The organism is Streptomyces sp. Je 1-79, assembly GCF_025195125.1.
Classification (GTDB): domain Bacteria; phylum Actinomycetota; class Actinomycetes; order Streptomycetales; family Streptomycetaceae; genus Streptomyces.
This window is the reverse complement of record NZ_JAMGSL010000008.1, coordinates 354,737-372,301: the sequence shown is the minus strand read 5'-3', so window position 1 is coordinate 372,301 and position 17,565 is coordinate 354,737. Positions and strand designations below refer to the sequence as shown.

Annotated in this window: 18 protein-coding genes and 1 riboswitch; of the genes, 9 read left to right on the top strand and 9 right to left on the bottom strand. The window is 73.0% G+C overall.

Features of this window, described 5'->3' with window-relative positions; translation table 11 throughout:
* Window positions 1–3 precede the first annotated feature (3 nt).
* The 4 genes from pknB to thiO all read right to left on the bottom strand — a co-directional run bounded on the left by pknB (window position 4) and on the right by thiO (window position 4,240).
* Window positions 4–1,914: a Stk1 family PASTA domain-containing Ser/Thr kinase gene (gene pknB / locus M5362_RS19210; RefSeq protein WP_260228820.1), complete on the bottom strand. Its 1,911-nt coding sequence runs from the start codon at window positions 1,912–1,914 to the stop codon at window positions 4–6.
* Window positions 1,915–2,016: 102 nt separating this feature from the next.
* Window positions 2,017–2,811 (bottom strand): thiazole synthase, encoded by a 795-nt coding sequence (locus tag M5362_RS19205; RefSeq protein ID WP_260228819.1) that lies wholly within the window; start codon window positions 2,809–2,811, stop codon window positions 2,017–2,019.
* Window positions 2,812–2,816: 5 nt separating this feature from the next.
* On the bottom strand, window positions 2,817–3,077 hold the full coding sequence (gene thiS / locus M5362_RS19200) for a sulfur carrier protein ThiS (RefSeq protein WP_260228818.1): 261 nt from the start codon (window positions 3,075–3,077) through the stop codon (window positions 2,817–2,819).
* Window positions 3,074–4,240: a glycine oxidase ThiO gene (gene thiO / locus M5362_RS19195; protein ID WP_260228817.1), complete on the bottom strand. Its 1,167-nt coding sequence runs from the start codon at window positions 4,238–4,240 to the stop codon at window positions 3,074–3,076. Before thiO ends, thiS begins: the two co-directional genes overlap by 4 nt.
* Window positions 4,238–4,350: riboswitch (TPP riboswitch) on the bottom strand. It overlaps the preceding gene by 3 nt.
* Before the next feature lie 54 nt (window positions 4,351–4,404).
* Here thiO and M5362_RS19190 point away from each other — a divergent pair.
* The 6 genes from M5362_RS19190 (at window position 4,405) to M5362_RS19165 (ending at window position 9,148) form a co-directional block, all read left to right on the top strand.
* Window positions 4,405–4,800, top strand: a complete 396-nt coding sequence (locus tag M5362_RS19190; RefSeq protein ID WP_260228816.1) for a hypothetical protein — start codon at window positions 4,405–4,407, stop codon at window positions 4,798–4,800.
* Between the two features lie 28 nt (window positions 4,801–4,828).
* Complete coding sequence (locus tag M5362_RS19185) at window positions 4,829–6,043, top strand: FAD-dependent oxidoreductase (protein ID WP_260228815.1); 1,215 nt, start codon at window positions 4,829–4,831, stop codon at window positions 6,041–6,043.
* A 42-nt stretch (window positions 6,044–6,085) separates the two neighbouring features.
* Window positions 6,086–6,451 (top strand): Rv2175c family DNA-binding protein, encoded by a 366-nt coding sequence (locus M5362_RS19180; protein ID WP_260228814.1) that lies wholly within the window; start codon window positions 6,086–6,088, stop codon window positions 6,449–6,451.
* Window positions 6,452–6,535: 84 nt separating this feature from the next.
* Entirely contained in the window at window positions 6,536–7,186 is a 651-nt protein-coding gene (thiE, locus tag M5362_RS19175) for a thiamine phosphate synthase (RefSeq protein WP_260228813.1), read from the top strand.
* A 168-nt stretch (window positions 7,187–7,354) separates the two neighbouring features.
* Window positions 7,355–8,272 carry a methylenetetrahydrofolate reductase [NAD(P)H] gene (gene metF, locus M5362_RS19170; protein ID WP_260228812.1) on the top strand — a complete coding sequence of 306 codons (918 nt, stop codon included), beginning with the start codon at window positions 7,355–7,357 and terminating at the stop codon, window positions 8,270–8,272.
* A 51-nt stretch (window positions 8,273–8,323) separates the two neighbouring features.
* On the top strand, window positions 8,324–9,148 hold the full coding sequence (locus M5362_RS19165; RefSeq protein WP_260228811.1) for a hypothetical protein: 825 nt from the start codon (window positions 8,324–8,326) through the stop codon (window positions 9,146–9,148).
* Window positions 9,149–9,187: 39 nt separating this feature from the next.
* On the opposite strand, the gene M5362_RS19160 is transcribed toward M5362_RS19165, so the two are convergent.
* From M5362_RS19160 to M5362_RS19140, 5 genes are all read right to left on the bottom strand, one after another.
* Window positions 9,188–10,621 (bottom strand): NAD(P)/FAD-dependent oxidoreductase, encoded by a 1,434-nt coding sequence (locus tag M5362_RS19160; RefSeq protein WP_260228810.1) that lies wholly within the window; start codon window positions 10,619–10,621, stop codon window positions 9,188–9,190.
* Between the two features lie 78 nt (window positions 10,622–10,699).
* Window positions 10,700–11,323, bottom strand: coding sequence for a DUF4126 domain-containing protein (locus tag M5362_RS19155; RefSeq protein ID WP_260228809.1), 624 nt, complete (start codon window positions 11,321–11,323; stop codon window positions 10,700–10,702).
* Between the two features lie 312 nt (window positions 11,324–11,635).
* On the bottom strand, window positions 11,636–12,244 hold the full coding sequence (locus M5362_RS19150; RefSeq protein WP_260228808.1) for a TetR/AcrR family transcriptional regulator: 609 nt from the start codon (window positions 12,242–12,244) through the stop codon (window positions 11,636–11,638).
* Window positions 12,245–12,287: 43 nt separating this feature from the next.
* A complete protein-coding gene (locus M5362_RS19145; protein ID WP_260228807.1) occupies window positions 12,288–14,375 on the bottom strand; it encodes a YhgE/Pip domain-containing protein in 2,088 nt (695 codons plus the stop codon).
* Complete coding sequence (locus M5362_RS19140) at window positions 14,347–15,255, bottom strand: ATP-binding cassette domain-containing protein (RefSeq protein ID WP_260228806.1); 909 nt, start codon at window positions 15,253–15,255, stop codon at window positions 14,347–14,349. Before M5362_RS19140 ends, M5362_RS19145 begins: the two co-directional genes overlap by 29 nt.
* A 165-nt stretch (window positions 15,256–15,420) precedes the next feature.
* Between M5362_RS19140 and M5362_RS19135 the strand changes: the two genes are divergently transcribed.
* The 3 genes from M5362_RS19135 (at window position 15,421) to M5362_RS19125 (ending at window position 17,492) form a co-directional block, all read left to right on the top strand.
* Window positions 15,421–15,951 (top strand): SAV_6107 family HEPN domain-containing protein, encoded by a 531-nt coding sequence (locus tag M5362_RS19135; RefSeq protein WP_260228805.1) that lies wholly within the window; start codon window positions 15,421–15,423, stop codon window positions 15,949–15,951.
* A 79-nt stretch (window positions 15,952–16,030) separates the two neighbouring features.
* The gene (locus M5362_RS19130; RefSeq protein ID WP_260228804.1) at window positions 16,031–16,819 is read left to right on the top strand and encodes a bifunctional 2-polyprenyl-6-hydroxyphenol methylase/3-demethylubiquinol 3-O-methyltransferase UbiG; all 789 of its coding nucleotides are present in this window, start codon (window positions 16,031–16,033) and stop codon (window positions 16,817–16,819) included.
* A 268-nt stretch (window positions 16,820–17,087) separates the two neighbouring features.
* Window positions 17,088–17,492 carry a DUF3040 domain-containing protein gene (locus tag M5362_RS19125; RefSeq protein WP_260228803.1) on the top strand — a complete coding sequence of 135 codons (405 nt, stop codon included), beginning with the start codon at window positions 17,088–17,090 and terminating at the stop codon, window positions 17,490–17,492.
* The last annotated feature ends 73 nt before the right edge of the window (window positions 17,493–17,565 follow it).

Genomic DNA, 17,565 nt, shown 5'->3' with positions numbered 1-17,565 from the left:
TCTCTACAGTCCCTTGATCGTGATGGTGATGGTGGAGCCCTCGGGGGCGGTGGAGCCGCCGTCGGCGGACTGGCCCGAGACGGTGTCCCCGAGGAAGGGGAAGGTCTTCTCGACCTTCACCTCGAAGCCCGCCCCCTCCAGCCTCTCGCGCGCGACGGCGGTCGACTCGCCCGTCACGTCGGGGACCTCGATCATCCGCGGACCCTTGGAGACCGTGAGGACGATCCGGTCGCCCTTCGCCGCGCGGCTGCCGTCCGCGAGGGACTGGGCGGCGACCGTGCCGGCCCGCTGGGGGGAGTGGATCTGCTCGGACGCGATCTCCACCTTGAGCCCGGCGTCCTGGAGCGTGCGGGTGGCCTCGGCCACCGAGTCGCCGGCCACGTCGGGGACGTTGATCGGACGGCCCTTGCTGACCACCAGCGCGACGGCCGAGTCCGGGCTGCGCTCGGTGCCGGGCTCCGGGTCGGAGCTGATCACGGCGCCCTGCGCGACGTCCTGGCTGAAGGCGGTGGAGATCACGCCGGGGGCCAGGCCCTCCTTCGCCAGGATCCGCCTGGCCTGCGCCAGCGGTCTCCCCTTGAGGTTCGGCACCTTCACGATCTCGGGGCCGCGGGAGATGGTGAGCGCGACCGTGCCGTTGCCCCGGATCCGCTCTCCCGAGGCGGGGTCGGTGTCCATGACCGTGCCGCGCTCGTACACGTCGCTGAACGCCCGCTTCGTGGTGCCGACGTCGAGCCCCGCGTCCGTGATCCGCTTCGTCGCCTCGGCCTCGGTCCGGCCGAGGACGGCCGGCACGCGCGTGAACTGGCCGGAATTGATGTACCAGACGCCGGCCCCGAGCCCGAGGGCGAGCAGGACGGCGGCGACGACGAGGAGGGGGCCGCGAGGGCGGCGCGGAGCACGCCGGGACTCCGTCCGGGGCTCGGGCGGCGGCATGGTGAGCCGGCTGGTGTGCTGCACCGGCTGGTCGGTCTCCGCGGGCAGGACCCTCGGGATCACGCTGGTCCGGTCCTCGGCCCCCGGCCGCTCCTCGGGGCGCGCCAGCGGCGGTACGGCGTCCAGCTGCTCGTCCCCGAGCGCGGCCCGGGCCTCCCGGGTCTGCGCGAGGAGCGCGACGGCGTCGTGCGGGCGGACCTCGGGGTTGCGGGCGGTGGCGCTCGCCACCAGCTCGTCCAGTTCGAGGGCGAGCCCGGGGACGGCTGCCGAAGGGGCCGGGACGTCGGTGTTCAGGTGCTGGTAGAGGACCTGGGCGGGGGTGTCGCCGGAGTGCGGCTTGCCGCCGGTCAGCATCTCGTAGAGGACGACACCGCAGGCGTACACGTCGGCACGGGTGTCCGCGGTGCCGTGCTCGATCTGCTCCGGGGCCAGGTACGAGACGGTGCCCAGGACCGCACCCGTGGTGTTCGTGGCCGACCCCACCGCCCGTACGAGGCCGAAGTCGGCGACCTTCACCCGGCCGTCGTCCCCTATCAGGACGTTCTCCGGCTTCATGTCCCGGTGGACGAACCCGGCCCGGTGCGCGGCGCCCAGCGCGGCGAGCACGGGCTCCAGGACGTCGAGGGCGGCGCGCGGCTGGAGCGCCCCGCGCTCGCGCAGCACGTCGCGCAGGGTGCACCCGGCGACGTACTCCATCGCGAGGTAGACGTAGGCGCCGTCAGCGCCCTGGTCGAAGACACCGACGACGTTCGGGTGGGAGAGCCGGGCGACGGACTTCGCCTCGCGGATGAAGCGCTCGACGAACGTGGCGTCGGTGGCGAGGGCCGGGTGCATCACCTTGAGCGCGAGCACCCGGTCGAGGCGGATGTCGACGGCCCGGTAGACCGTGGCCATCCCCCCGACGGCGATGCGCGCGTCGACGCGGTAGCGGCCGTCGAGCAGCTGCCCGACGAGGGGGTCCTGAAGGGTCGTGTCCACGGCCCCGAGTTTACGAGCCGGTGAGGACACCCCGCCCCCACCGGCCCCGACCGCAGCACAGCTGTGACGCGCGGCACGGCTTCCCCGCGCCCGGCGGCGGAGTCAGAACGCCGGACGTTCCGGGTCCAGGACCGCCCGGCCCTCCGCGGGCGAGGAGGCCTCCGCGAAGTGGCGCCGCGGGATCCGGCCCGCCCGGTGCGCCAGACGGCCCGCCTCCACCGCGTGCCGCATCCCCTCCGCCATCAGCACCGGGTCCTGCGCCCGTGTCACCGCGGAGGCGAGCATGACCGCCGCGCACCCCAGCTCCATCGCCAGCGCGACGTCGGAGGCCGTTCCGGCCCCCGCGTCCAGGATCACCGGCACGCTCGCCCGCTCCACGATCAGCTGGAAGTTGTGCGGGTTGCGGATCCCGAGCCCGGAGCCGATCGGCGAGCCCAGCGGCATGACCGCCGCGCACCCCACGTCCTCGAGCTTCCGCGCGAGCACCGGGTCGTCGTTGGTGTACGGCAGGACCGTGAAGCCGTCGTCCACCAGCGTCTCCGCCGCGTCGAGCGTCTCGATCGGGTCCGGCAGCAGGGTCCGCTCGTCGGCGATGACCTCCAGCTTGATCCAGTCGGTGCCGAGCGCCTCCCGGGCGAGGCGCGCGGTCAGGACCGCCTCGCCCGCCGTGTAGCAGCCCGCCGTGTTCGGCAGGACGCGGATCGAGAGCCGGTTCAGGACGGACAGGACCGAGCCCCGCACGGTCGGGTCGAGGCGCCGCATGGCGACGGTCGTCAGCTCCGTACCGCTGACGGCCAGCGAGCGTTCCAGGACGTCCAGGCTCGGCGCCCCGCCGGTGCCCATGATCAGCCGGGAGGAGAACTCCGTACCCCCGAGGAGGAGGGTGTCGTCGGACATCGCGCTCAGCCCCCCTGCACGGCGGTGAGGACCTCGACCCGGTCGCCCTCGCCGAGGACGGTCGCGGACCACTGGCTGCGCGGCACGACCGTCTCGTTGACGGCCGCGGCCACGCCCGAGGGCGCCGCCGTCAGCGTCGCGACCAGGGCGTCGAGGGTCGTGGGCGCGGCGAGGACACGCGCTTCGCCGTTGACGGAGACGTTCGTCGTGGCTTTCGTCGTGGCGTCAGTCGCGGTGTTCGTGGGGAGGTTCGTGGAAGCGTTCATGCGGGCTGCTCCTGAGGCACGGGGGAGAAGCGGCGGGGAGTGAAGGGGCGGGCCTCGTCCGGAAGCACGCCGGTGGTGAGGACCTCGGCCATGACGTCGCCGGTGACCGGGGTGAGCAGCACCCCGTTGCGGTAGTGGCCGGTGGCCAGCAGAAGGCCGGGCAGCGCGGTCGGGCCGAGCATCGGCGCGTTGTCCGGGGACGCGGGCCGCAGGCCCGCCAGCGTCTCGGTGAGCGGCAGCTCGGTGAGGCCCGGTACGAGCTCATGGGCGTCCCGGAGCAGCTCGTAGACCCCGCCCGCCGTGACGGTGGTGTCCCAGCCGAGCTCCTCGCTGGTCGCGCCGACCACCAGCTCGCCGTTCTCGCGGGGCACCAGATAGACGTGGCTGCCGCGGACGACGGCCCGGACGGTCCGGGACAGGAACGGGGCGAACGCGCGCGGCACGGTGAGCCGCAGCACCTGTCCCTTGACGGGACGTACGGGCGGCACGACGTCCCCCGGCACCCCGTCGAGCCGCCCGCTGAGGCTGCCCGCCGCGAGCACGACCTGGTCCGCCTCCAGCGTGCCGCCGTCCGCGACGGCGACGCCCGTGGCCCGGTCCCTGACCACCGTCAGCCGCTCGGCGTGACCGCGGTGGAAGACCACCCCGGCCTTCTCGCAGGCGGTGACCAGCGCGGCGGCGAGCCGGCGCGGATCGACCTGGTGGTCGCCGTCGACCCGCAGCCCGCCGCGTACGCCCGGGGCCAGCATCGGCTCCAGGCGGCGGCACTCGCGGCCGCTGAGCCACTCCGACTCCAGGCCGCAGCGGATCTGCAGCGCGTGCAGCTCGCGCAGATGCGCCCGGTCGTCGGCGTCGAGCGCGACGGCCAGCGTGCCGCAGGCCCGATGGCCGACGTCCTGCCCGGTGACGTCCTGGAGTTCGGCCACGAAGTCCGGATAACGGCGGGCGGAGGCGAGGTTGAGGGCGAGCAGGGTCTCCTCGCCGTAGTGGAGTTCGGTGACGGCGGCCAGCATCCCGGCCGCCACCCGGGCGGCCCCGCCGCCCGGTTCGGGGTCCGCGACCGTGGTGCTCAGCCCGCGCTGCGCGGCCCGCCAGGCCGTGACCAGACCGATGATTCCGCCCCCGACGACGAGAACGTCCGAGGTACTGCGTGTACGCGACATGGGCGTCCAGCCCCTCCCTTCGCCGGCATGACCCGGATCAGGTTCGTACGGTCGGAGGCCGGCCAGCCTCCCTCTCAGCCCGATGCGTCCGGGCTCCCGCGAGTGCTCTACGTTGACGGTCAGCCTAACCCCCGCATCCGACACCCAGTAAGGGAGCCTCCGCAGTGACCCGCCCTCCCGTCTCCCCCCACCACCCTGGAACGAGGGGCTCCGCCCCGCCCTGTCGTTCTCTCGACGGTCTCGTCCTCGCCCCCGTCGCCGACCAGGCGCCCGGACAGGTCGGGACGCGCACCCGGTTCACGTACCACGAGGAGGACGGCCGGATCTGGGCCGAGTACGCGGGTGGTGACGTGGTGCGGGGGTCTCTCGTCGGCACGCGCGCGGGGGACCGGCTCGACTTCCGGTACGTGCAGCTGAAGCAGGACGGAACGACCTCTGCCGGGCATTGCGTCTCCACTGTGGCGGAGCTGCCGGACGGACGCGTTCGGCTGGAGGAGAGCTGGGCATGGGAGTCCCAGGAGGGCTCCGGCACCAGCGTGGTCGAAGAGCTGCCTTCCTGACGCGGCGTCAGCTTTGTAAGGTGATCGGGTGAGCGAGCAGAAGCAGGCACAGCAGCGGGTCGTCGTCGTGGGCGCGGGAATGGCGGGCGTGCAGACCGCCGTCGCCCTCCGCGAGCAGGGCTTCGCCGGACAGGTCACCCTCGTCGGGGCCGAGCCGCACCAGCCCTACGACCGCCCGCCCCTGTCCAAGGCGGTCCTCCTCGGCAAGGCCGAGGACTCGGCCTTCGACGTCGACTTCGAGGCGCTCGCCATCGAACTGCGCCTCGGCCTCGACGTGACCGGCCTGCGCGCCGACGCCCACGAGGTCGACACCGAGGCCGGGCCCGTCCCGTACGACGTCCTGGTCGTCGCCACCGGAGCCGAACCGGTCACCCTGCCCGGCACCGAGGGCGTGCCCGGGGTCCATCTGCTGCGCACCCTCGACGACGCCGCCCGTCTGAGGCCCGTCCTGGAGCGGCGCCACGACATCGTGGTGGTCGGCGCCGGCTGGATCGGCGCCGAGTTCGCCACCGCCGCGCGCGAGGCGGGGTGCGCCGTCACCGTCGTCGAGGCCGCCGACCGGCCGCTCGCCGGTGCGCTGCCCGCCGAGGTCGCTGCCCCGATGGCCGGCTGGTACGCGGAGAGCGGCGCCGAACTGCTGACCCACGCGCGCGTGGACCGGATCGAACCCGGCACGGTCGTGCTCGCCGACGGCCGACGGCTCCCCGCCGACGCGGTCGTCGTCGGCATCGGCGCCCGCCCCGCCACCCACTGGCTCACCGGCTCCGGCATCGCCCTCGGCGCCGACGGCTCCGTCACCGCCGACGACCGGCTGCGCACCTCCCTGCCCGACGTGTACGCCGTCGGCGACTGCGCCTCCTTCCCCTCCGCCCGCTACGCCTCCCGGCTCCTGGTCCACCACTGGGACAACGCGCTCCAGGGCCCCCGGACCGTCGCGGCCGACATCATCGGCGAGACCCCCCGGGTCTACGACCCGGTCCCGTACTTCTGGTCCGAGCAGTTCGGCCGCTTCGTGCAGTACGCGGGGCACCACACCGGGGCCGCCGAGCTGGTCCACCGCGGTGATCCCGCCGATCCCGCCTGGTCCGTGCTCTGGCTGCGCGACGGCGTCCTGGTCGCGCTGCTCGCCGTCGGCCGCCCCCGCGACCTGGCCCAGGGCCGCAAGCTGATCGAGTCCGGCGCGCGGGTCGACCCCCGGCGCGCCGCAGACGCTTCCGTCCCTCTGAAGGCGGCACTCCTGTAGGCCCGACTACCGACTGTCAGTCCGGGATGGCAGGCTTGTCCCGTGACCGAGATTGACGCAAGAACCGATGCTCTCGTCCCCGCCTGGCTCTACCTCCCCGACATCGCGGAAATGCTCGATGTCGAGGTGACGCGCGTGCGGCAGCTGGTCAAGGAGGGCCAGCTCATCGCCGTACGCCGCGGTGAGAACAAGGCGCTGCAGGTGCCCGCCGCCTTCATCGACGGCGACAAGGTGGTCAAGGGGCTCTCCGGAACCCTGACCCTCCTGAAGGACGACGGCTTCACCGACGAAGAGATGCTGGAGTGGCTCTTCACTCCCGACCCGACCCTGCCGGGTACGCCCGCGCAGGCCCTCAGCGAGAATCGCGGCACGGAGGTGAAGCGCCGCGCCCAGGCGCTTGCCGTCTGACGCACCGAAGACACCACAGGAGGCCTCCGGGGGCCGGGTCCGCCCGGCCCCCGGGGCCACCGCATCCAACGGGGGGAAGCACCCATGTCCACGTCTCGCGCGCAGCTCGCCGACGCCCGGCTCTACCTGTGCACCGACGCCCGCAAGCGCCAGGGAGACCTGCCGGAGTTCCTGGACGCCGTGCTCTCCTCCGGCGTGGACATCGTGCAGCTGCGCGACAAGGGCATGGAGGCCGGTGAGGAGCTGGAGCACCTCGCGGTCCTCGCCGAGGCGTGCCGCCGGCACGGCCGGCTGCTCGCCGTGAACGACCGGGCGGACGTCGCCCACGCCATCGGCTCCGACGTGCTGCACCTGGGCCAGGGCGACCTGCCGGTGCCCGCCGCCCGGGCGATCCTCGGCGACGAGGTGCTGATCGGCCGTTCCTGCCACGCGGAGTCCGAGGTGGACGCGGCCGTCGCCGAGCCGGGCGTGGACTACTTCTGCACGGGCCCCTGCTGGCCCACCCCCACCAAGCCCGGGCGGTACGCCCCCGGGCTCGGCCTCGTCCGCCACGCGGCCGCCCTGGAGCAGGACCGGCCCTGGTTCGCTATCGGCGGGATCGACGAGACCAACCTGGACGAGGTCCTGGACGCCGGCGCCCGCCGGATCGTCGTCGTCCGCGCGATCACCGAGGCCGACGACCCCGCCGCGGCGGCGGCCCGGCTGGCCAAGCGGGTCCGCGAGCGCCTGGCGTAGGAACGCGGCGTCATGGCCGCCCGCTCCGACCCCGCCGTCACGGGCGGCGGTGCCCGTGATCTGTCGTAACGTCCAAGGGGTCCTCCCGGCTCCTGGGTGATGTCCAAAACGGTGTCCATCACTCGGACGCTGCTTCGCCGGCCATGGCACCCCGTCTAACCTGCCGGTATGGCCCTTGGTACCGCATCCACCCGCTCGGACCGCGCGCGTACGGTCCGCGAGATCCTCGCCTCCGGCAAGCCGTCGTACTCGTTCGAGTTCTTCGCGCCCCGGACCGAGAAGGGCGAGCAGAACCTCTGGAACGCCATGCGACGGGTCGAGGCGGTCGGACCGAGCTTCGTCTCGGTGACCTACGGCGCCGGCGGTTCCACCCGCGGCGGCACGGTCAAGGCCACCCAGAAGATTGCCGGCGACACCACGCTCACCCCCGTCGCCCACCTCACCGCCGTCGACCAGTCGATCGCCGAGCTGCGCAACATCCTGGGTCAGTACGCCGACGCCGGTATCCGCAACATGCTCGCGGTACGCGGCGACCCGCCGGGCGACCCGCTGGGGGAGTGGGTGGAGCACCCCGAGGGTGTCCGGTACGCCGCCGACCTGGTCCGGCTGATCAAGGAGTCCGGCGACTTCTGCGTGGGCGTCGCCGCCTTCCCCGAGATGCACCCGCGCTCCACCGACTGGGACACGGACATCCGTCACTTCGTGGACAAGTGCCGGGCCGGCGCCGACTACGCCATCACCCAGATGTTCTTCGACCCCGAGAACTATCTGCGGATGCGCGACAGCGCGGTGAAGGCCGGCTGCGAGACGCCGATCATCCCCGAAGTCATGCCTGTTGTGAACGTGAAGACCCTCGACCGGCTGCCCCGGCTGAGCAACGCGCTCTTCCCCGCGCACGTGAAAGACCGCATCCTCGCCGTCAAGGACGATCCGGCCGCTGTACGCTCCATTGGCATCGAGTTCGCGACGGAGTTCTGCGCGCGTCTGCTCTCCGAGGGTGTCCCCGGACTGCACTTCATCACGCTGAACAACTCCACCGTGACTCTCGAGATCTACGAGAATCTCGGACTGCACGTGCAGTCGTGACCGGCGTACCCGCCCCAGACCCGCGGCGGTGGCCGTAGGAGAGGGGCGGGCATGGGGTGGACGGTCCTCTACATCGCGTTCGGTGTCGTGGCGTTGTGGCTGCTCGGTGAGGTGCTCCTGCAGTACAAGGCGAGGCTGCGCTGGCGCGTGCTCGCCTTCTGCGGCTTCCTCGGGGTCGTCCTCGGCGTGCTGATGCCGTCCGTCGCGGTGATCATCGTGGGCGCGGTGGCCTTCGCCGTCGGACAGACCTATGTGACCCTGTCCTTCCGCCGCGGCTTCTCCACGGGCTGGGCGATCGGCGGGAGCCCCGGCGCGAGCAGGCGCCGCAGGTCCGCCGCGCCAGCCGGCCCCACGCTGGAGGTCACCGACCTCTCCTACGAGGAGGCCGAGCCGGCCGCCGCCGAGACCACCGCGGTCTACGAGCCCCAGCCGCTGCCCGACGACACCGGCCAGTACGGCATCTACGACACCTCGTACGACCACTCCCAGGACCACGCCGAGACCACGCAGCCCTCCTACGACGGTTACGACGGCTACGGCGGGACGCAGGGGTACGACCAGCAGCCCGGTTACGCGCAGCAGCCGGGGTACGCCCAGCCCGCCTACGACTACGGCACCGGCCAGCAGCAGTACGCCGCCTACTCGGACCCGTACATCGGCCCCAGCACGGACGGCCAGCAGTACGCCGCGTACGACTACGGCAACGGCGGCCAGCAGCCCTACGCGGACCCGTACGCCCCTTCGTACGGCTACGACACGCCGCCCGGCGGGGTGTGGGTGCCGCAGCAGCGCGACGGCGAGCAGCCCGCGCAGCCGCCGCAGCAGGGCTACGAGCACTACGAGCCGTACAACAACGACCAGCAGTACCGGTACTAGCCCGGGGCGTCGTTCACCGAGCGCGGCCCGGGGCGCCGCTCACTGGGAGCCGCGGAAGTCGTCGCCCTCCACGATCAGACCGGCGACCAGCGCGCCCGACATGCCCGCGTGGGCCAGCCCGCCGCCCGGGTGGGACCAGCCGCCCGCGAAGTGGAGCCCGGGGAGCGGGGAGCGGTTGGCCGCGGGCAGGAAGGCGCCCCGGCCGCCCGCGAGCGCCGGCCCCGGCACCTCGGCGGCCCCCGTCTCTCTCAGGGTGTCGTCCGGGGTACGGACCTCCTGCCAGAGCAGCCGGTCCCGGAGCCCCGGGACGGCCGACTCCGCGGCCGTCACCATCTCTTCGGCGATCCCCGCCCAGTCGTACTCCGGGTACAGGTTCACCGTCGCGGTGAGGGTCACCGACTCGTGGTCGCCGTCGGGCCGGAGTGACGGGTCGTCGGGCCGCAGCACGGTCGTGGTGGGACGGTCCCCCGTCGCGTGGACGACGGTCCGGTGGACGGCGTCTGCCTCCCGTGTGCCGCGCAGGGCCAGACAGACCGTCATCCGCCCCGTCCCGTCGGCCTGGTACCGCGGCCACTCGTCCTGGCGCTCCCAGGGCACGACGTGGTCCCGGTAGAGCGCGGGCACGGGCGCGCCCGCCACGACGTGATCCGCGGCGACGACCTCGCCCCCGGCCAGCTCGATGCCCGCCGCCCGGCCCTGCTCGACCCGGACGCCGGTGACCTCGGTGTCGAGGACGAACTCCACCCGCCGCTTGAGGCACCGCTCGTACACCGCGTCCGCGAGCGCCCGGATGCCGCCGCTCACGTACCAGGTGCCGAACGTCTGCTCCATGTACGGCAGGACGGCGGCCGCGGCGGGGGCGGTGGCCGGATCGAAGCCGTACGCCCAGGCGTACGAGTCGAGGAGCGCGACGAGCCGGGGGTCGCGCAGCTCCCGCGCGCCGACCTGCGCCAGCGTCGTCGCGGGGCGCCGCAGCAGCCCCGCCTTCAGGGCCGGGTACGGCTCGCGGGCGAGCGGAGAGGTGTCCGCCGTCTGCGGCTCCTCCAGGAGCGGCCGGCGTGTGCGGTCCCAGGCCTCGCGGGCCCGGCCCAGGAAGTCGCCCCACCGCTCTCCGGCGCCCGCGCCGAGCGCCGCGTCCAGGGCGGAGACCGTGCCCGCCCGCGAGGCGTTGGGCAGGTCCACGCGGGTGCCGTCGGCGAAGACATGACGGCTCGCCGGGTCGACCTGGGTCAGCCCGACGGAGTCCTCCAGGGACTCCTTGCCGGTCTTGACGAAGAGATCGCGGTAGACCGCGGGCAGGTGCAGCAGCCCGGGGCCGGTGTCGAATCCGAACCCGTCCCGCTCGAAGCGGCGCACCGCGCCGCCGTACGTCCCGCCGCGCTCGTACACCGTCACCCGGTGGCCGGCCACGGCCAGCCGGGCGGCCGCCGCCATGGCGCCGAGCCCGGCGCCGATCACCACAATCCGTGCCATGCCAGTGACCTTATCGGCCGCCACCGACAGCCCTGATCCGGTGCGCGGTCAGACCGACAGCCCTGATCCGGTGCGTGGTCAGTCGGGCGGGACCGGGTGCCGGGGCTCCGCGGCGGCCAGGCGCCGTTCCTCCCGGCGCTGCGCCCTGCGCCGCAGGAACCGGCGGATGCTGTGGGCGAGGAAGACGAGTATCACCAGCCCGAGCAGGAGCAGCACGGCCGCGATGACGGCCGCCGCCTGGGGGTTGAACATGGCGAAGGTGATGATCCCGGCGACCCCGAGGTCCTCCGCCGTGCTCATGGCGATGTTGGAGAACGGCTCGGGCGAGGTGTTGATCGCCATCCGGGTCCCCGCCTTGACGAAGTGGCTCAGCAAGGCGGTGGTACCGCCCACCGCGCCCGCCGCGAGCTCGGGGATCGAACCGGACTGACCGGCGAGCAGGGCGGCGACCACGGCGCCCGCCACGGGCCGGATCACGGTGTGGACGGAGTCCCACACGGAGTCGACGTAGGGGATCTTGTCCGCCACCGCCTCGCAGAGGAACAGCACCCCGGCGGCGATGAGGACGTCGGTGCGCTGCAACGACTCGGGCACCTCGTCGGTGATGCCGGTCGCGCCGAAGATGCCGAGCAGGAGGACCACCGCGTAGGCGTTGATCCCGCTCGCCCAGCCGCTGGTGAAGACCAGGGGGAGTACGGACACGCCCGCGATCGTAACCAGCTCTGAGTACCCGTACCTAGACGTCGAGATGAGTAGGTGCGCGGATGGGTTCCGACCTGCGGAGACGAGAGAGTGGGGAGCACGGAGGGAGCGCGGCTCCGGTACCGCCGACACGGGGTGGCGGAACGGGGTCGCGCGCCTGCCGGCACGGGGGTGCACGGGGGAGCAACGGGGGTTGCACGGGGGTGCTGGAACGGCGGACGGCGAGGCTCGGGGGGATCGAGCCTCGCCGTTCGTCGTGTTTCCCGTGTTCCGCGGGTCCTGCCTGCCGGGCGCGCCCCCGGCCCAGGGGGCCTAGCGGCCGCTCACGCGCCCGTGCAGCAGCCGGGACAGCGCGCTGTGGACGTCGTCGAGCGAGCGCTCCCGCTGGAAGGCCTGCCAGTCGAGGGCGGCCACCAGGACCATCCCGACCAGCGCCGCCGCGGTGAGCGGGATGTCGATCTCCTGGCTCAGCTCGCCCTCCTCGACCCCCTCCCGCAGCACGCCCTCCACCACCGCGACCGCCTGCTGACGGACCACCAGGAGGGTCTCGTTCCAGGCCCGGTTGGTGCGCCAGAGCTCGGCGACGTACAGCTGGGTGAAGGCCGGATAGCGGTCGATGAAGACCAGACCGGCCCGGATCATCGCGTCCAGCGCGTCGACCCGGCTCCCGCCCCGCTCCGCCGTCTCCTCGGCCGCCGCCCGCAGGGAGGCGGTGAGCAGGCCGACGCCGTGCCGCAGCAGCTCCTCGAAGAGCTCGGTCTTGCTCTTGAAGTTGTAGTAGACCGTGCCCTTGGCGACGCCCGCGCGCTCGGCGATCTCGTCCACCGTGGTCGCCGAGAAGCCCTGCTCGGCGATGAGGGTGACGGCGGCCTCGTAGAGCTTCGCGCGCGTCGCCTGGCGTCTGGTGCTGCTGCTGTCCATGGGCTCGATTCTCACAGGTCTCGCGGGTGTCACAGAGGGGGGTTCACAGGGACAGGTCGGGGTGGAGCCGGTCCAGGGTCCACACCTGCCTGCGCCGCGCGGAGACGGCGGTCAGCGCCAGCGCGCCCACCGTGAAGGCGGCCAGGACCGCGCACGCCTGCCAGACGGGTCCGATCCCGCCGCCCGAGATCAGCCGGCGCAGCGACTCGACCACGTAACTCATCGGCAGGAAGGGGTGGATCGCGTTGAAGAAGCCCGGGCTGGTCTGGACGGGGTACGTGCCGCCCGCCGAGGTCAGCTGGAGCATCAGCACGGCGAGCACCAGGATCCGTCCCGCCGCGCCGAAGCGGGCGTTGAGCCACTGGATGATCGCGGCGAAGCAGCAGGTCACCAGGGCCAGGAAGCCGACCGTTCCGGCGGCCCTGGCCATCTGGAGGCCGAGGCCCCAGTGGAGCACCGACATCAGCGCGGCGACCTGGAGCAGCCCGATGGCCGCGACGGGCAGCCAGCCTGCCAGGGCGATCCGCCAGGCCGAGGCCCCGGCGGCGAGCGCGCGCCGGTTGAGCGGCTGGATCAGCATGTACGCCACCATCGCGCCGACCCAGAGGGAGAGCGGGATGAAGTACGGGGCGAAGCCGGTGCCGTAGTTGGGCGCCTTGTGCAGGGACTGGGAGGCGAGCTCGACGGGATCGGCCATGACCTCCGTACGCCGGTCACGGTCCGGCTTGTCGTAGTCGGGGATCTTGGCGACCCCCTCCTTCAGACCCGTGGCCAGCTCTCCGGAACCGTCGGCGAGCTTGAACATTCCGCCGTCGAGCTCCCCGGCGCCCTTCTTCAGCCTGCCGACCCCGCTGTCGAGGCTCGCCGAGCCGGTCTTGGCGCTGGTCAGGCCCGTGTGGAGCTGGTCGGCGCCCTTGGCGACCTTCTGGGCGCCGTCGTTGAGCCTGTGGATCTTCTTGACGGCGCCTTCGAGGTCGTCGTCCAGGTGCGGGGCTGCCTTGGCGAGCTCGTCGGCCTGCTTCTGCACGGTGGCGAGACGCTTGTCCAGCTTCTTCAGGTCGCCGTCGCTGTCCTTGGCCAGCTCGTGGAGGTCGTCGGCGATCTTGGCCACGTCGTGGGCCGTGGTCTTGGCCTCCTTGAGGACCGGGCAGGTCTTGGGGTCCGGCAGCGGGTTGTCGACGCACTCCTTCTTGTGGAGGGCCCCCAGCTTGTCGTCAGCGACGTGGGCGGCGCTCCGGGCGACCGGCGCGCGGCGGACCACGTCGGCCAGGTCGTTGCGGACGGCTCCGGCGGCGTCGGAGACCAGCCGGGCGGTGTCGCCGATCGTCTTGCCGTTGTTCTTCAGGTACGGGCGGACCTTGGCGGCCGTACCGTCGACCTTGTCGGCGAGCGCCTTCGTGCCGTCGGCGACCTGCCGGGAGCCGGTCTCCAGGTCGCCCGCGCCCTTGTCGAGCTTCTTCAGGCCGGAGGCCAGGTCCCCGCTGCCGTCCTTGGCGCTCTTCAGCCCGTCGGCCAGGCTCTTGGAGCCCTTCTTGGCCTTGTCCACGCCGGTCTTGAGGTCACCCGCGCCCTTGGCCGCGTCGGCGGTGGCGTCATGGATGTCGGAGAACGAGATGAAGATCTTGTCGAGGAAGGAGCGCGAGGACTTCGTGGAGGCGGCGGTGCGCACCTCGGAGAAGACCGTCCGCGAGATCTGCCCGACGATGTAGTTGTTGGCGTCGTTCGTACGGACCTTCAGCGCGCCCGTCTCGGGGGAGTCGCCCGAGCTGGAGGCGATCCGGGCGCTGAAGTCCTCCGGCATGGTCAGCGAGAGGTAGTACGTCCCGTCCTCGACGCCCTTGCGGGCCTCGGCGTCGCTCACCTGCCGCCAGGCGAAGACCTTGCTGTCGAGCAGGTTCTCGGTGATGTCGTCGCCGGCGTTGATCTTCTTGCCGTCGGCGGTGGCGCCCTTGTCGTCGTTGACGAGCGCGACGGGTATCCGGTCGAGCCTGCTGTACGGGTCCCAGAAGGACCAGAGGTACAGCGCGCCGTACAGCAGCGGCAGCAGCAGGATCGCGACGAGCGCGGCGCGCGGCAGCTTCCCCCTGCCGAACCGCTTCAGCTCAAGCGCGGCCAGTTTCGGCGAGCGCATCGGCTTCCCCCTCCTCGGTCGTGTCTTCGGTGGCGTCCTCGGCAGCGGCTCCGGTCGCGTCCGCGGCGGCGCCGTCTGCGGTGTCTTCGGTCGCGCTGTCGGTGTCGTCGGCGTCGTCGGTGTCCGCGCCGTCGGCGCCGTCCGCGGTGTCTTCGGTGGCGTCGTCGGCGGCGCGTGGTGTCGTGGTGACCCTCAGGGCGTCCTCGGGGGCCTCGCTGCACACGGCGAGGACCGTCGTCCCGGCGTCGGCGATCGAGCGCAGCAGCGCCCAGGCCTCGGCCCGGTCGGCGGCCGAGAGCTTGAGGTCGGCGTCGTCGAGGGCGAGCAGCCGGGGCCGGCCGATCAGGGCCAGGGCCACGGACAGGCGGAGCGCCTCCAAGCGCTCCAGGTCTCGTACGGACGTCCGCTCGCCCTTCGGCAGGGCGTCCAGATCGAGCCCGGAGGCCTCCAGGGCGGCGTCGATCCGCGCCCTGGTGGCGGCGGCCCGCTCGCCTGGCGGCCGCAGCAGGGCCCGTACGGCGCCGTCGTAGCGGCGCTGGAGCAGGGCGCGCTCGCGCAGATGCTCGGCGACGGTGAGAGCGGGGTCGAGGTCGCTCACCCCGGGCACCGGGCCGAGCGCGCTGATCCGGCGCACGGCGGCCATCCTGCGGGGCAGCGGGAGGCCTGCGACCTCGGCGTGGCCCTCCTGGGGCTTCATCCGGCCGGTCAGCGCGAGCAGCAGGCAGGTGCGGCCCGACCCGGACGGCCCCTCGATCGCGACGAGCGCGCCGGGCTCGGCCCGGAAGCCGACCCCGCGGAAGACCCAGCCGCGCGGTCCCTTCAGCCCGAATCCGTCCGCGACGACGGCAGCGCCGTGCGGCTCCTCCGGGTTCGCTTCCACCGGTCCACCCCCACTTTCCCCACTTTTGAACTGACCAGTCAGTGCAAAAACCTATCCCGGATCGCTCCTCCCGGCAAAACGGCAGGTCAGCGTGGCTGTCAGTGGTGCCCTTCACCATGGACACATACGGACACAGAGCCGTCACACGACGACAGGAGGCTCGTCATGACCAGCTCCTCCGCAGCAGCCGCGCCCAGGCGCCGCCCTGGGGCGCGCCCTGCCCCCGCACTGGCCGGACCACCGTCCGACGTCCACCCCGTGCCGCGCCGTTCCTCGGCGCCGCCCGCCGCCCTCGACCTGCTCGCCCAGGCCCGCGCCGGTCTCGACGAGGCCGCCGGCTTCGACCGGCCCAACGAGCGGTATGCCACCGCCCACCTCGCCGCGCTGCGCACCGCCGCGGCGGTGCTGGCCGCCCGGGGCCGGCCCGAGACCCATCCCCGTAAACGGACCCGGATCCGGAGCGCCTGGGAAGTGCTGCCCGAGATAGCGCCCGAGCTCACCGAGTGGAGCGCCCTGTTCGCCTCCGGCGCCTCCCGCCGGGCCCGGGCCGAGGCGGGCATACCGGGCGCGGCGACCCCGAGGGACGCCGACGACCTGCTCCGGGACGCGGCGATGTTCCTGCGCCTGGTCGAGCGCCTTCTCGTCCTCCAGCCCGTACTGCCCCGCCAGACCGGTGCGGGAGAGGCCACCGGGTGAGAGACGGTTGAGCGGGGGAGCACCCCCGAGGCCATAGGGTGGGAGGCGTTCGTACACCGTCACCGAGGAGTCAACAGCCGTGTCGGACCCTTCCCCTGTCTTCGGTCGAGAGGCGTCGTCGCGCCCGTCGCGCGCCTCCCTTCGTACGGCCGTCGTCTGGGACGTCCTCAAGGACGCCCTCGATCGCCGGGTCAAGGCCACCGGGAAGGACTGCCTCGACGTCCTCGACACGGGAGGCGGCTCCGGGAACTTCGCGGTGCCGGTGGCCCGCCTCGGTCACCGGGTCACGGTCGTCGACCCCAGCCCGAACGCCCTGTTCGCGCTGGAGCGCCGGGCCGCCGAGGCCGGAGTCGCCGAGCGGGTCAGCGGGGTCCAGGGCGACATCCGCGGCCTCTTCGACGTGGTCGGGCGCGACGGGTACGACGTGGTGCTCTGCCACGGCGTCCTGGAGTACGTGGACGACCCGGCCGAGGGCGTACGGAACGCCACGGCCGCGCTGCGGGGCGGCGGCGCGCTCAGCCTGCTCGCCGCGGGCGTCGGCGGCGCCGTCCTCGCCCGCGCACTGGCCGGCCACTTCACCGAGGCCAGGAACGCCCTCAGCGATCCGGCCGGGCGCTGGGGCACCGGCGACCCGGTGCCCCGGCGCTTCACGGCGGACCAGCTCACCGAGCTTGCGGGCGCGGCCGGCCTGGACGTCGGCGCGGTCCACGGCGTGCGGGTCTTCGCCGATCTGGTCCCCGGTGTTCTCGTCGACACCGAGCCCGGCGCGGCGGAGGCGCTGCTCAAGCTGGAGGCCGCCGCGGCGGAGCTGTCCTCCTTCCATGCCATCGCCACCCAGTTGCACGTCCTGGGCGAGAAGCCCGCCTGACACCCCGGTCGCGTCGCTGATCAGGGACGCAACCGCACATGGAGTACGCCACAGCACCTCCGGTCACGGGCTTCGCCCCGTATGATCGGGGGACACCGTTCGGCATGACAGGCAAGGTGCTGGGGAATCAACGCCTCAGCAACCCGAACCGCTTGGCGGCCCGGATTGACGATTGGCGTTGAGGGCGGGTTTCACGGGGACGATTCCCTGCCTATCCTGAAAGGGCCGCATCCCGGTCGCCCCCGCGACCGACGACTAGGAGGACTCCGTGCCGCTCTCGGAGCACGAGCAGCGAATGCTCGAGCAGATGGAGCGAGCGCTGTACGCCGAAGATCCCAAGTTCGCGACAGCGCTCGAGGGAAGCGGACTGCGTACGTACACCCGGCGACGGGTCTACCAGGCAGTCGCCGGCTTCCTGGTGGGTATCGCGCTCCTCATGGCTGGAATGGTCGCTCAGCAGATCTGGATCAGCGTGGTGGGGTTCCTCGTCATGCTGGGCTGCGCGGTACTGGCGGTCACCGGATGGCGCAAGGCGCCCAAACCGGGTGAGCAGCAGGCGGATGGCGGGGCGGCGGCCGGTGGCCGCCAGACCCGGCAGCGCCGCTCGATGATGCACCGGATCGAGGAGCGGTGGCAGCGCCGCCGCGACGAGCAGCAGGGCGGCGGCCACTGACGCCGCGCTGAGGGCCCCCGGCCCCCTACACGACACCGAGCCCCGCGGGGCCGCGCTACAGCGCGGCCCCGCG